The sequence below is a fragment of the Chryseobacterium oranimense genome (assembly GCF_900129755.1).
Classification (GTDB): Bacteria; Bacteroidota; Bacteroidia; order Flavobacteriales; family Weeksellaceae; genus Chryseobacterium; species Chryseobacterium oranimense.
Genome location: NZ_FQWT01000001.1, coordinates 1373074 through 1385859 on the forward strand (window position 1 = coordinate 1373074; position 12786 = coordinate 1385859).

Genomic DNA, 12786 nt, shown 5'->3' on the forward strand with positions numbered 1-12786 from the left:
GAATAAAATCCCTCTCAGAAAAATCTAAAAGGGATCATTTTTTATTTCTGTCTGAAATACACTTCGATCGGAACTCCGGTGAACCCGAATTCTTTTCTCAATTGGTTTTCAGTAAATCTTTTGTAAGGTTCTTTTACATACTGTGGCAGGTTGCAGAAAAATACAAACTGCGGAGACGGCGTCGGAAGCTGTACACAGTATTTGATTTTAATATATTTTCCTTTATTGGCCGGTGGTGGTGTCTGCTCAAAAATTGGAAGCATCACTTCATTCAGTTTTGAAGTTTTGATTTTCTTTTTACGGTCTTCATAGACCTGCATAGCCACTTCCACAGCTTTCAGGATTCTTTGCTTCGTTAAAGCTGAAACAAATAAAATAGGAATATCGTTGAACTGTCCAATCTTATCTTTAATCACTTTTTCGAAATCACGCATGGTATTGGTTTGCTTGTCTTCCACAAGGTCCCATTTATTTACCAGAATTACAATTCCTTTTCTGTTTTTCTGAGCCAGCCCGAAGATATTCATATCCTGAGATTCCCATCCTAATGTAGCATCTACCATTACGATCACTACATCAGAATATTCAATAGAACGGATGGATCTCATTACGGAATAGAATTCCAGATCTTCATTTACTTTAGATTTCCTTCTCATTCCGGCGGTATCTACCAATACAAACTCGTGACCGAATTTGTTGTAAAGCGTCTGAATACTGTCTCTCGTAGTCCCGGCAATATCGGTTACAATATTTCTTTCCACGTCCAGCAAAGCATTTGTCAGAGTAGATTTACCTACATTCGGACGTCCTGCAATGGTAATTTTAGGCAATCCTTCAAACGGATCTTTATATTCCGTTGTTGGAAAATCTTTAACGATATCATCTAAAAGATCCCCGGTTCCCGAACCTGTAGCGGAAGAAAGTGTATAATATTTATCTATACCCAACTGGTAGAATTCTGTAGCCGGAAGTTCTTCTTTTGCAGAATCCACTTTATTGATGACAATGTAGATCGGCTTGTTTGATCTTCTTAAAAGACGATAGATCTCATAATCGGTATCAGTAAGGCCTTCTTCTACGTTCATCATAAAAATGATAGAGGTAGCTTCATCCACTGCCAGCTGAACCTGCTTACGGATTTCTTCTTCAAAAATATCATCCGTTCCTACATCATATCCGCCGGTATCTATAACTGTAAAATCTACTCCGTTCCAATCGGATTTCCCGTAATGACGATCTCTGGTAACACCAGCTGTAGAATCTACAATGGCTTCCCTTCTTTCAAGCAAACGGTTAAAAAGTGTTGATTTTCCTACGTTGGGACGCCCAACGATTGCGACAATATTTGACATAAAAATGTTTAATAAATGAAATTATTAATGGGTATCTCCAACTTTTGGAGCCCAATTTTTTTGCAAAGATAAGATTTTATTATTTAGATGCTAAAACCGACCTTATATCAATGAATTTTTAAAATAAAAAGTGGTTTTGTATTTTATTAAAAATCACTTAATTATATATTACCACAGTCTTTATTGCCACCCAACTATGAAAAAATACTTTTTTCAATGAAATATTTTTTATAATTTCGCGCCACCAAAAACAACAAAGACCCATGGTGTAGCGGTAACACTACTGATTTTGGTTCAGTCATCTGGGGTTCGAATCCCTGTGGGTCTACAAAAAACTACCACTTGATATTCAAGTGGTAGTTTTTTTACAATAACCATTATCTATATCATATAGATTGAATCCTAATACCTCGAAATCAGAACCCATGCAGATCCGTTACTTTGTACGGAAATCGCTCTTCCAAAATTACTGTTGTTTAAATCGTAATTGGTAAAATTCCCTCCATTGATCCGGAATGTTCCGTTCACCGTAACGGTAGCAGCTGTATCATTGACCAGATTATAAATTTTCCCCTGATTGGCTGTACTTGCAGCAGGAAGAGATATATTTCCTGTTACGAGAACCGTATAATCGTCAGCAGCAACTGTTCCTGAAGCTAAAGTTCTTATTTTTGCATTCAGAGACGAAGTATCTTTCCAGGAAAGTGTTCCGGCTCCATCCGTTACCAATGCCTGATTGGCCTGCCCATTGGTCCTCGGGAAAGTATAATTGCCCTGAAGAGTACTTGTAGCATCCTTATAGGAGAAAGTAACTCCCTTAGTTTTTTCAAGAACAATGTCTGTTGAACTTGCATTAATTCCATTGTGACTCAATGTCAGATTATCAATAGTCCCATTACTTATCCCCCATACGGAAGCGTTTACACTTTGATTCAGATTACTGGCTACCAAGCCAAAAGAGCCACCCGTAGCCTGTGAAAATGTGGCTATACTTCCTCCACCGTTTCCATAATTAGATTGCATGGAGCTTACTCCAGGTCTAGCCAAAAACATACTTGAAGTTGTAGATGCAGAAATATCAACGTTATCAGAATAATAGAGTCCGTTACCTACCCCTAAAAGGTTAGTATCTATCCCGAAATAATTGGTTCCGCTTCCATACTGAGCCTTCATATCACCCTTCACTTCAAACTGTCTGTCTGAAACCGCATCAGCAGCTGTAAAACCAATCCCTACTTTACCGTTCTGGTAAATATTTTGAGTATTGGCAGTGGAAGGATTTGCTGTATTTTGAATATTCCATGGTGAAGAGATGATTCCTGAATTCAGTTTTACCCATTTATTCAGGTCTCCGTTAAAATAATAATACCCTTGAGAATTTACATCAGCAGTTTGTCCGGTTAAAGCTCCGGCAGCAGTTACGTAAACCAATGATCCTGTTTGTAAGGAAGTGTAATTTTTTGCATTCAGCTGGTCTCCTGTAATCCTGGGAGCAATGATTCCGTCAAATTTTGAAGTATCAGCCGGGTTGCCAACTACATCGAGTGTAGCATTGGGAATTGATGTATTAACTCCAACTTGTGCGAAGCTAAAAGAGCCTACCAATAAGAAGGCAGGAAATAATTTTTTAAGCATATTCTATTTGTTTGTTTTTCAACAAATATATAATTAATCTAGATATTCCATTCATTTTTTAATAAATTTAAATTAAAATCAATAAAAAAAGACAGCTTTTACAGCTGTCTTCGCAATATTATGTTAAATCAATGATTATTTTAAATCAAATCGGTCTGCGTTCATTACTTTTACCCACGCAGAAACAAAGTCATTTACAAACTTACCCTGAGCATCAGAGCTGGCATATACTTCTGCAATGGCTCTTAGTTCAGAATTGGATCCGAATACAAGATCAGCGCGGGTAGCTGTCCATTTTGGCTGACCAGTTGACCGGTCTGTACCCATATACAGTTCATTATCTTCAGAAATTGCTTTCCATTGTGTTCCCATATCCAGAAGATTAACAAAAAAGTCGTTGGTAAGTACTCCGGGACGATTGGTAAATACTCCGTGCTTTGATCCGTCAAAATTCGCATCCAACGCACGCATTCCTCCGATAAGTACCGTTAGTTCGGGAGCAGTAAGGGTTAAAAGCTGTGCCTTATCAATCAATAAAGACTCTGTAGATACACTGAATTTTCTTTTAAGATAGTTACGGAATCCGTCAGCTGCTGGTTCCAGATACCCCATAGATTCTATATCGGTTTGAGCCTGTGAAGCATCCATTCGACCGGGTACAAACGGAACGTTAATATAATGTCCTGAATCTTTAGCTGCTTTTTCAACTCCTGCGCTTCCTGCAAGAACAATTAAATCAGCTAATGAAACCTGTTTACCGTCGGCCTGGCTTTCATTAAATTCTTTCTGAATATTTTCTAAAATTCCCAATACTTTTTGAAGACGGGCAGGGTTATTTACCTCCCAGTCTTTTTGAGGGGCAAGCCTGATTCTGGCTCCGTTTGCTCCTCCACGCTTGTCACTTCCTCTGAATGTAGAAGCAGAAGCCCATGCAGTAGTCACAAGTTCTGAAATACTTAGTCCTGAGCTGATTATTTTTTCTTTCAATGCAGCAATATCTGCTTCGTTTACCAATTCGTGGTTAACTTCAGGAATAGGATCCTGCCATATCAGCTCTTCCTGTGGTACATCCGGTCCAAGATACCTTGCTTTTGGTCCCATATCTCTATGGGTCAGCTTAAACCATGCTCTGGAAAAAGCATCTGCAAACGCTTCAGGATTTTCATAGAAATGTCTTGATATCTTCTCATATGCCGGATCGAACCTTAAGGAAAGGTCTGTGGTAAGCATGGTAGGTCTGTGTTTTTTTTCAGGATCAAAGGCATCAGGAATGATCTCTTCTCCACTTTTGGCTACCCATTGGTGGGCACCGGCTGGGCTTTTAGTCAATTCCCATTCATTCTCAAATAAATTTTTAAAGAAATAATTGCTCCATTGTGTCGGAGTTTCTGTCCATGTCACTTCAAGACCACTGGAAATGGCATCTGTTCCTTTTCCTGATTTGTACGTGCTGCTCCATCCCAATCCCTGAAGTTCAATTCCGGCTGCTTCCGGTTCTTTTCCTACATGATCAGCAGGACCTGCACCGTGGGTTTTACCAAAGGTATGACCACCGGCAATTAAAGCTACGGTTTCCTCATCATTCATAGCCATACGCCCGAAAGTATCGCGAATATCTTTAGCGGCTGCAATAGGATCAGGATTTCCGTCCGGTCCTTCAGGATTTACGTAGATAAGCCCCATTTGTACGGCAGCAAGAGGTTTTTCAAGATTTCTGGAATGGATATCACCATCTGCATTATCATCCGTCGGAAGCACTGCTCTTCCTTCTACTACGCCCTCTGAACCGTGAGCATAACGTAAATCTCCTCCAAGCCATGTTTTTTCCGAACCCCAGTACACATCCATATCCGGTTCCCATACATCCGCACGCCCTCCTGCAAATCCGAATGTTTTGAATCCCATTGATTCCAGAGCAATGTTTCCGGTAAGGATTAAAAGATCCGCCCAGGAAATCTTATTTCCATATTTTTGTTTGATAGGCCAAAGGAGTCTTCTGGCTTTATCTAAACTAACGTTATCCGGCCAGCTATTCAAAGGGGCAAAACGCTGCTGTCCAGCTCCTGCACCTCCTCTTCCATCTCCCACACGGTATGTCCCGGCACTGTGCCATGCCATACGGATAAACAGAGGCCCGTAATGACCAAAATCGGCCGGCCACCAATCCTGAGAATCAGTCATTAAAGCATGAAGGTCTCTTTTTACAGCTTCCAGATCGAGACTTTTAAATGCTTCAGCATAATTAAAATCTTTATCCATAGGATCGGAAAGGGATGAATGCTGGCGCAGAATATCCACTCTCAGCTGATCCGGCCACCAATCCAGATTTTTGGTTCCTCCGCCGGCCACAGCTTCTTTTTTCATCGTTCCGTTATGAAACGGGCATTTACTAATGTCGTTTGAATCTTTTTCCATATAGTTAATTTTTAATGTTATTGATACAGTTTATTTTAGTACCTGACAAACTTACAAAGCTTCAGCAATAAATACAATCTATTAATTCTTATTTAAACAATAGTTAAAAACTATTATTTATGATTTTTATTAAGTTGCTTAAGGCATGTCATTAAAAGATTAAATAATGCAATTAAGTTAGTAAAAATTCAAGAGCAGATGTATAAAAAGCAAAAGCAAATGATCATATTTAGAATCATTCAAATGTGGATTTTATATTTTGATAATCAATACATTCCGATTTAATAAAATTTGATTATTTTTATCTTTTAAGAATAAAATGATATGAAAAAAATCCTGGTTGTATTACTTGTTGCATTTATTATTATACAGTTTTTCCCGATTGATAAAACCAATCCGGCCCCTACTCCCGGAATGGATTTCCTGAGGATCAAGAAGACACCGGAACCTATTGCGAAGATCATCAGGACTTCCTGTTACGACTGCCATTCCAATGAAACCCAATATCCGTGGTACTCAAGTATTTCACCAGCTTCATGGTTTGTTAAAAATCATATTGATGAAGGCAGAAAGCAGCTTAATTTCTCTACCTTTGCAGTATACGAACCTAAAATACAGTCTCATAAACTGGAAGAATGCATAGAAATGATTGAAAAAGAGGAAATGCCTCTGGAATCTTATTATGTAGGACATCAGGATGCCAAACTTACTGCGGAACAACGTAAGCAACTGGTAGAATATTTTAAAAAAGTAAAGGAAGAGACGGACAGAAAAATGGTATTTTAAAATCAGACGTTATGAAGGAGAAGTGGGAAGATAAGCATATTGTATTTTTTGACGGCGATTGCGGCGTCTGTAATTTCTGGGTACAGTGGATCCTGGAAAGGGATCAGCATGACAGGTTTATGTTCGCTTCCCTGCAGTCTGATTTCGGGCAGAAATTCCTTTCTGAAAGAGGCCTGGAAACTAAAGTATTCAATACGCTTTATCTTTGGAAACCTAACCAGTATTACTTTATCAAATCCCGGGCTGTACTGCAAATCGCTAATATTCTGGGTGGGATTTATAAACTATCAGCCATTGGGAAAATAATCCCTGCTTTTTTAAGTGACAAAATTTATAATCTTGTTTCTGAAAACAGAATGAAGCTGGCCAACCAAAAATGTTTCCTTCCGGACCGTGATCAAAAGAAAAAATTTATTGAAGTATAATTTTTTTGATGAATGCAGTCATTAAGTTTCGGCTAAAGCCAGTAAATTTTTCTGAATGAAAAACGGGCTAAAGTCCGTTCCTAATAAATATTTTCTGAAAAATTAAAAGCAAGGATGAAACGATTATCCTTGCTTTTTTTATTCTTATTTTACTGGTTCAGTGACCAAATTGAATAGCTGTTTGGCGGTGCCTGGATCTTCACCCATTTATCTCCCTGCGTGGTAGGATACCAGCTTGAGTTACCTGTAAAATCTTTTATCTGCTGGCTGCTCCAGTTCGTTTCTATCCATCTTTCCTGCCAGCTGGATGAGTTATTGATGTACACTACAAGCCCCGGATTTCCGTTATAGCCGTTACGTCTTGCAATATATTCATCATTATCCGTATATAATATGGAAGTTGTTCCTGTAGCTTTGTTATTATGGATCCAGATCAGGTTATTCAGCCTTTCTTTATTTAACCATTCTTCGTAATCACGGTAAAAGATGGTAGGATATCCTTCATGGGTGAGGATATAAGCATAAGCCGGCATTTTATTGTAAATAATATCTGTGTCGTGATTTGCTACAAAGGTTACTGCTTTATAAGGATTTCTTTTCCACATCATATCATCATTCAGAACATTAAGGTTTCCGTTGTCGAAGGCCTCATCCATTTTATAGTAGGCAGCAAAATCGAATACGGAACTGTTGGCATTATTAGCCCACCATTCTAAAGTATTTACATTGGAATCCCACAATTCACCAACGGAGAATCCACCTACGTTTGAGTTCCAGTTATTGACTACCCAAGGTCCGAAACCTTTCACATAATCAAACCTCCAACCGTCAAATTTCATTACATTTTTATAATATTTCCCGACAGAATCGTCTCTTCCCCACAACCAGTCCTGTACATACGGATTGGCATGGCAAAGATCCGGAAATCCTCCGAAGGAGCCTTCATCATTATTCCCGTAAGAATTTTTGTAAAAGTCATTATAGCTGCGTAAGAATTTTCCGGAAGCGACTCCTGAAAAATCGGTCCAGGTATTGGTCCCGGTATAAGGATTGGCCTGGGACTGGCCGCCACTGTTATGATTAATCACTATATCTGCATAAACCTGCATGTTTTCTGCATGGGCTTTTGTAATTAGAGCTTCCAGTTCAGTGCGGGATCCGAAACGGGTTTCCACGCTACCGTTCTGATTAAAATTTCCGAAATCATAGTAATCTGTAGGGTCATATCCCATTGAATATGCTCCATTCTGTGCTTTGGAAGCCGGCGGAAGCCATACTGCACTGATCCCTGAATCTGACCATGCTGTAAGTTTGTCTTTTACAGTATTCCACCAGTTTCCGCCTTCGGGAACATCCCAGTAAAAGCCCTGCATAAGAACACCGCCTCCGGGACCTGATACAAATTTTCCGGTTACAGATCCGCTTCCGGTACTGAAGGGACGCCCGTCATGGTTGGTAACATTAACGATTTTGGCATGAACTTCTTGTTTGCTAAGACTTTCATTGTCATTCTCATCACTGTTCCGGCAGGAATTAAACAATGTTAAAGCCAGCACCGAAACTAATAAATGTGTTTTTTTCATACTTATTTTTAATTATTAATCTATCAACTAAATTACAATTTTATTGAAATAAAGAATATAAAATGTACATTTTTTTAATTCCCTCTATAAGATCTCTCTAAAATAAGCGCATATAATTTTCATTAAAAAATCATAAACTTTTAATATTTTCAAAACAATTTTTCTTTTAATCCATATATTTGCATACTATGGAATACAACACCCAAAAAACTCAGCTTCATATGCCGGAATATGGCAGAATTATACAGCAGCTGGTTGAACGCTGCAAAGAGCTCCCTACCAAAGAGGAAAGGAGTGAAATGGCTATGGCCATTATCGATTTTATGGGTCAGAGAAACCCTCAGCTCCGTGACGAAGAAAATTATAAGCATAAACTTTGGGATCATCTTTTCATTTTAGCAGAATATGATCTTGATGTAGAATCACCATACCCTTTTCCTACCAGAGAACAGCTGGCAGAAAAACCCAAAAAAATGGAATATCCTAAACTTCAGGGAGATTTCAAATTTTACGGAAAAAGCATCCTTCAACTGATAGAAAAAGCCATCGAACTGGAACCGGGAGATGAAAAGGAGGCCCTGATCGAGGTGATTGCCAACAATATGAAGAAGTCTTATAATGTATATAACAAGGAACATGTAACGGACGACGTTATTTTCCGCCACCTGAAAGAACTTTCTGAAAACAGGCTGGATCTTACGGGAATAGAATCTCTTGAAAAAAGTAAAATCTATTACACCAGCAATAACAACAGCGGCAGAAATAACAGCAATAACAGCGGCAGGAACAGCAATAGTAATAACAACAATAATAAAAACCAGACCAACAAGAGAAGGCATAACAACAACCATAAAAACAGAAAGTAATGAGTGGAACATTTCAGATAAGAGGAGGGAAAAGACTGCATGGGGAAATCACTCCACAAGGGGCTAAGAATGAAGCCTTACAAATTTTATGTGCTGTCCTGTTAACAGATGAAGAGGTAAGAATTAAAAATATTCCGGACATCCACGATGTCAATAGATTAATTGAGATCCTGGGTGATTTTGGAGTTAAAGTAACCAAGAACGGCCATGGGGATTTCACTTTCAAGGCAGACAAGGTTAATTTTGATTATATCAAATCCCATGAATTTAAAAAAGACGGAGCTAAACTAAGAGGATCCATTATGCTGATGGGACCTATGCTGGCCCGTTACGGTGAAGCTTATATGCCGACTCCGGGAGGTGACAAGATCGGAAGAAGAAGACTGGATACTCATTTCCAGGGACTTGTGGAACTTGGCGCTGAATTCAATTATGATGAAGAGGAATATTTCTATTCATTAAAAGCCAAAGAGCTCAGAGGGAAATTTATTCTTCTGGAAGAGGCTTCGGTTACCGGAACGGCCAATATCGTAATGGCTGCAACGCTTGCCAAAGGAAAAACAAGAATTTATAACGCTGCCTGTGAGCCTTATCTTCAGCAACTGTGCAAAATGCTGAACAGAATGGGCGCCAATATATCAGGAATAGGCTCCAACCTTCTGACCATTGAAGGTGTAGAATATCTTCGCGGTACTGAGCATACAATGCTTCCGGATATGGTAGAGATCGGATCATGGATAGGTCTTGCTGCCATGACGAAATCCGAAATTACCATTAAAAATGTAAACTGGAGCCAGCTTGGCGTTATTCCCAATACTTTCAGAAAATTAGGAATCCAGCTTGAGCAGAGTAACGATGATATATTTATCCCTGCCCAGGAAAACTACAAGATCCAGAAATTTATCGACGGATCCATCCTTACCATTTCGGATGCTCCATGGCCTGGATTTACACCGGATTTATTATCTATTATTCTGGTAGTGGCCACTCAGGCAAAAGGCAGTCTTCTGGTGCATCAGAAAATGTTTGAATCGAGATTATTCTTCGTAGATAAACTGATCGATATGGGTGCCCAGATCATTTTGTGTGATCCACACAGGGCTACGGTGATCGGAATGAACCAGGAAACTCCGTTGAGAGGAACGACTATGGTTTCCCCGGATATCAGAGCGGGAAATGCACTTCTTATCGCAGCACTTTCCGCAGAAGGAAAATCCATCATCCACAATATTGAACAGATCGACAGAGGTTATGAGAATATCGACGGAAGACTGAAAGCCATTGGGGCGGATATTGAAAGGATTTAAAAAATATGATATTCCAATAAAAAGCGTTCAAATTAATTTGAACGCTTTTTATTTTTTTCAGAATTTATATAAATTATTTTTTTGCTTTAATTTGGTAATCAGGATGTCCAAGCTGCCAGAATGCAAAAGCAAAAATATCTCCTAAATTAGAATACCGCTGAGCAAGAGGAATATTATTACCATGCCCGCCTTCATAATCTATCTTTAGCAAAACAAGATTTTCAGATTTACTTTTGGCCATTAACTTAGCTGCAAACTTCACAGGCTGCCAGACGATTACCCTGTTATCATTAATCCCACCGGTTATAAGTGTTGCCGGATATTTTTCTCCTTTTTTAATATGCTGATAAGCATCCATTTCCAATACACTTTTGAACTCATCCGGGTCCTTTACGGTTCCAAACTCTTTGGCATTTCCTGCCCCATTTGGTGTATTTTCAAATCTGGTTATATTGGTAATTCCCACTTCAATCATTGCTGCTTTGAATAAATCCGGTCTTTCGGTTATTGCTCTTCCGACGGCAATCCCTCCGGCACTTGCTCCCCAGACAGCTATTTTTTCTTTTGAGGTATATTTTTCTTTAATCAGGTATTCTGCACAGTCAATCACATCTCTCCACGTGTTAGGTTTTGTTGCTTTGAAGCCTGCCAAATGCCATTGCTCCCCTTTTTCACCTCCTCCTCTCACATGGGCAACGGCAATCAAACCTCCTTGTGCCGCCCATAACATATAACTCTTAACAAAATACGGATTCCTGGATGTCCCATAGGCACCATAGGCGTCTATTAAAACGGGGATGTTTCCATCTCTTTTTATATTTTTATCGTAGATCAGGGACAAAGGAACTTCTTCACCATCCCTTGCTTTAAAAGTTATTTCTTCTACAACTATATCTTTAAATTCAGGATATTCCAACGCAGGGGCTAAATTTTCCAAAGTAAAAGTATTTTCTTTAAGGGTATATCGAAAGCGTTGCTCTTCGTTTGCCCAGCCGGAACAAGAAACCCAGATATCTGAAAAATCTTTACCTTTAGATTGCAGATCAACATTTCCAGATGCGTAGGGCAATACAATAGGAGTCTCTTTACCATCTTTATACAAATACAGTTTTGCTTCTACACCATTTTTTGTCGTTGTGTAGTAGATTCCATCCTTAGTGACTGTATAATCCTTAAATACCTCATCTTTTTTTTCCGGTACCAAAACATCCGGATTTCTGAAATCAGGATGTTTCACATTGGTTTTACACAATTTCAGATTTGATGAATTATATCCCGAAAGAAAAAATATTTCATCTCCTGCAAATCGTAAATACGTTACCATATCATCTTTATCATAAAGCGGTTTCCAATTTTTCTTGCCCTGTAAAATATCTTCTTTATCAGAGATAAAAGTCTTTCGGAAATCATCCGTATCCACCAATATACCAACATAATACTGATCGTCAGCATTAATGGAAACAATAGCGGGAAAATCATCATCACTGATCTTTAAATCAGGATTGTTTGTACTGGAAAATACATCATTACGAATATTCGGATCTTCTCCTATTCTGTATAAAACCGACTGGGTATTCTTTCCAAATTGATTAGACGTTACATCAACTACGGGATAATATACATAGAAAAAGCCTGAATTATCTTCCAGCCATTTTATTCCTCCAACAGAAGCCGGATTGGATTGGGTAATAACCTGTGGATAAATATATTTATTTTCCACTTCCATGATAATAATCTGTGAAATTTCTTTTCCTTTCTCTGATAAAGAAATGGCAAGTTTCTTACCGTCCCAACTCGGACTGATCAGGGTAACTAAATAATCGTGATCGGGCTTATACGGATCGTACAATAATAATTCTTTTCCGTTAAAGCCGTTTCTATAATATACTTTCCCTGATTTTTCGTTAGCTTCTTTTTTTACATAAAAATACTCATCCTTGGCTGTAATCTTTAAGTTGGAAATTGAATAGCCCTGTCTTTTATCAAGTTCTAATCTTCTATTCAGATAATAATTTTTATTTGGAATTTCATTAAGGACAGAAGTAGAATATTCAGTCTGGGACTTCATCCAACTCGTTGTGGATGCGTCTTTTAAATCTTCAAGATTTCTATATTCATCTGTTATTTTAATTCCAAAATAGGTATCTGTTACCGGTTTTGACGGAGCCAGATTTGTTCTTTGAGCATTGATTAATCCAAAAAAGATTAAAATGAAAAACTTCAGTTTTTTCATATCGTATGATTATTATAAATACTTTTAAATTGCTTTCTATCCGGAGAGCAAGAAGGTCTGCTAAATTAATACATCTCTTTTAAAAGAAATCACTATCAAACGGATAAACACACAAATGAGTAATATTCCTTCATAAAACATTGTTTTTCAATATGTTTTTATAAGAATACAAAAACTCACCTCT

The 12786-nt window shown here is 38.3% G+C and carries 9 protein-coding genes and 1 tRNA gene; 5 read left to right on the top strand and 5 right to left on the bottom strand.

The annotated features are described in order from the left end of the window. Positions 1-41: 41 nt before the first annotated feature. The gene (der, locus tag BUB03_RS06455) at positions 42-1352 is read right to left on the bottom strand and encodes a ribosome biogenesis GTPase Der (protein WP_040998162.1); all 1311 of its coding nucleotides are present in this window, start codon (positions 1350-1352) and stop codon (positions 42-44) included. Between the two features lie 257 nt (positions 1353-1609). On the opposite strand from der, the gene BUB03_RS06460 reads away from it, so the two are divergent. Then, a tRNA-Gln gene (locus BUB03_RS06460) sits at positions 1610-1680 on the top strand. Positions 1681-1754: 74 nt separating this feature from the next. Here the strand turns inward: BUB03_RS06460 and BUB03_RS06465 are convergent. Further along, positions 1755-2987 carry an autotransporter outer membrane beta-barrel domain-containing protein gene (locus BUB03_RS06465; RefSeq protein ID WP_073061183.1) on the bottom strand — a complete coding sequence of 411 codons (1233 nt, stop codon included), beginning with the start codon at positions 2985-2987 and terminating at the stop codon, positions 1755-1757. Between the two features lie 135 nt (positions 2988-3122). Then, positions 3123-5402, bottom strand: a complete 2280-nt coding sequence (katG, locus tag BUB03_RS06470; protein WP_073061186.1) for a catalase/peroxidase HPI — start codon at positions 5400-5402, stop codon at positions 3123-3125. 324 nt (positions 5403-5726) lie between these two features. Here katG and BUB03_RS06475 point away from each other — a divergent pair, with 324 nt between their 5' ends. Both BUB03_RS06475 and BUB03_RS06480 read left to right on the top strand, forming a co-directional pair. Then, a complete protein-coding gene (locus BUB03_RS06475; protein ID WP_073061189.1) occupies positions 5727-6188 on the top strand; it encodes a heme-binding domain-containing protein in 462 nt (153 codons plus the stop codon). A gap of 11 nt (positions 6189-6199) precedes the next feature. Then, positions 6200-6613, top strand: coding sequence for a thiol-disulfide oxidoreductase DCC family protein (locus BUB03_RS06480; protein ID WP_073061191.1), 414 nt, complete (start codon positions 6200-6202; stop codon positions 6611-6613). A gap of 149 nt (positions 6614-6762) precedes the next feature. Here the strand turns inward: BUB03_RS06480 and BUB03_RS06485 are convergent, their stop codons facing one another. Beyond that, positions 6763-8196, bottom strand: a complete 1434-nt coding sequence (locus tag BUB03_RS06485; protein WP_073061194.1) for an alpha-amylase — start codon at positions 8194-8196, stop codon at positions 6763-6765. Positions 8197-8384: 188 nt separating this feature from the next. Here BUB03_RS06485 and BUB03_RS06490 point away from each other — a divergent pair, with 188 nt between their 5' ends. Both BUB03_RS06490 and murA read left to right on the top strand, forming a co-directional pair. Beyond that, on the top strand, positions 8385-9062 hold the full coding sequence (locus BUB03_RS06490; protein WP_040998174.1) for a DUF4290 domain-containing protein: 678 nt from the start codon (positions 8385-8387) through the stop codon (positions 9060-9062). Further along, positions 9062-10369: a UDP-N-acetylglucosamine 1-carboxyvinyltransferase gene (gene murA, locus BUB03_RS06495; RefSeq protein ID WP_073061197.1), complete on the top strand. Its 1308-nt coding sequence runs from the start codon at positions 9062-9064 to the stop codon at positions 10367-10369. Before BUB03_RS06490 ends, murA begins: the two co-directional genes overlap by 1 nt. 73 nt (positions 10370-10442) lie before the next feature. Here murA and BUB03_RS06500 read toward each other — a convergent pair whose 3' ends face one another. Next, on the bottom strand, positions 10443-12602 hold the full coding sequence (locus BUB03_RS06500; protein ID WP_073061199.1) for a prolyl oligopeptidase family serine peptidase: 2160 nt from the start codon (positions 12600-12602) through the stop codon (positions 10443-10445). Positions 12603-12786: the final 184 nt, after the last annotated feature.

Bases quoted from the DNA above. Each gene is read 5' to 3' on its own strand.
- der (WP_040998162.1), bottom strand. From the start codon at position 1,352: ATGTCAAATATTGTCGCAATCGTTGGGCGTCCCAACGTAGGAAAATCA.
- BUB03_RS06465 (WP_073061183.1), bottom strand. From the start codon at position 2,987: ATGCTTAAAAAATTATTTCCTGCCTTCTTATTGGTAGGCTCTTTTAGC.
- katG (WP_073061186.1), bottom strand. From the start codon at position 5,402: ATGGAAAAAGATTCAAACGACATTAGTAAATGCCCGTTTCATAACGGA.
- BUB03_RS06475 (WP_073061189.1), top strand. From the start codon at position 5,727: ATGAAAAAAATCCTGGTTGTATTACTTGTTGCATTTATTATTATACAG.
- BUB03_RS06480 (WP_073061191.1), top strand. From the start codon at position 6,200: ATGAAGGAGAAGTGGGAAGATAAGCATATTGTATTTTTTGACGGCGAT.
- BUB03_RS06485 (WP_073061194.1), bottom strand. From the start codon at position 8,196: ATGAAAAAAACACATTTATTAGTTTCGGTGCTGGCTTTAACATTGTTT.
- BUB03_RS06490 (WP_040998174.1), top strand. From the start codon at position 8,385: ATGGAATACAACACCCAAAAAACTCAGCTTCATATGCCGGAATATGGC.
- murA (WP_073061197.1), top strand. From the start codon at position 9,062: ATGAGTGGAACATTTCAGATAAGAGGAGGGAAAAGACTGCATGGGGAA.
- BUB03_RS06500 (WP_073061199.1), bottom strand. From the start codon at position 12,602: ATGAAAAAACTGAAGTTTTTCATTTTAATCTTTTTTGGATTAATCAAT.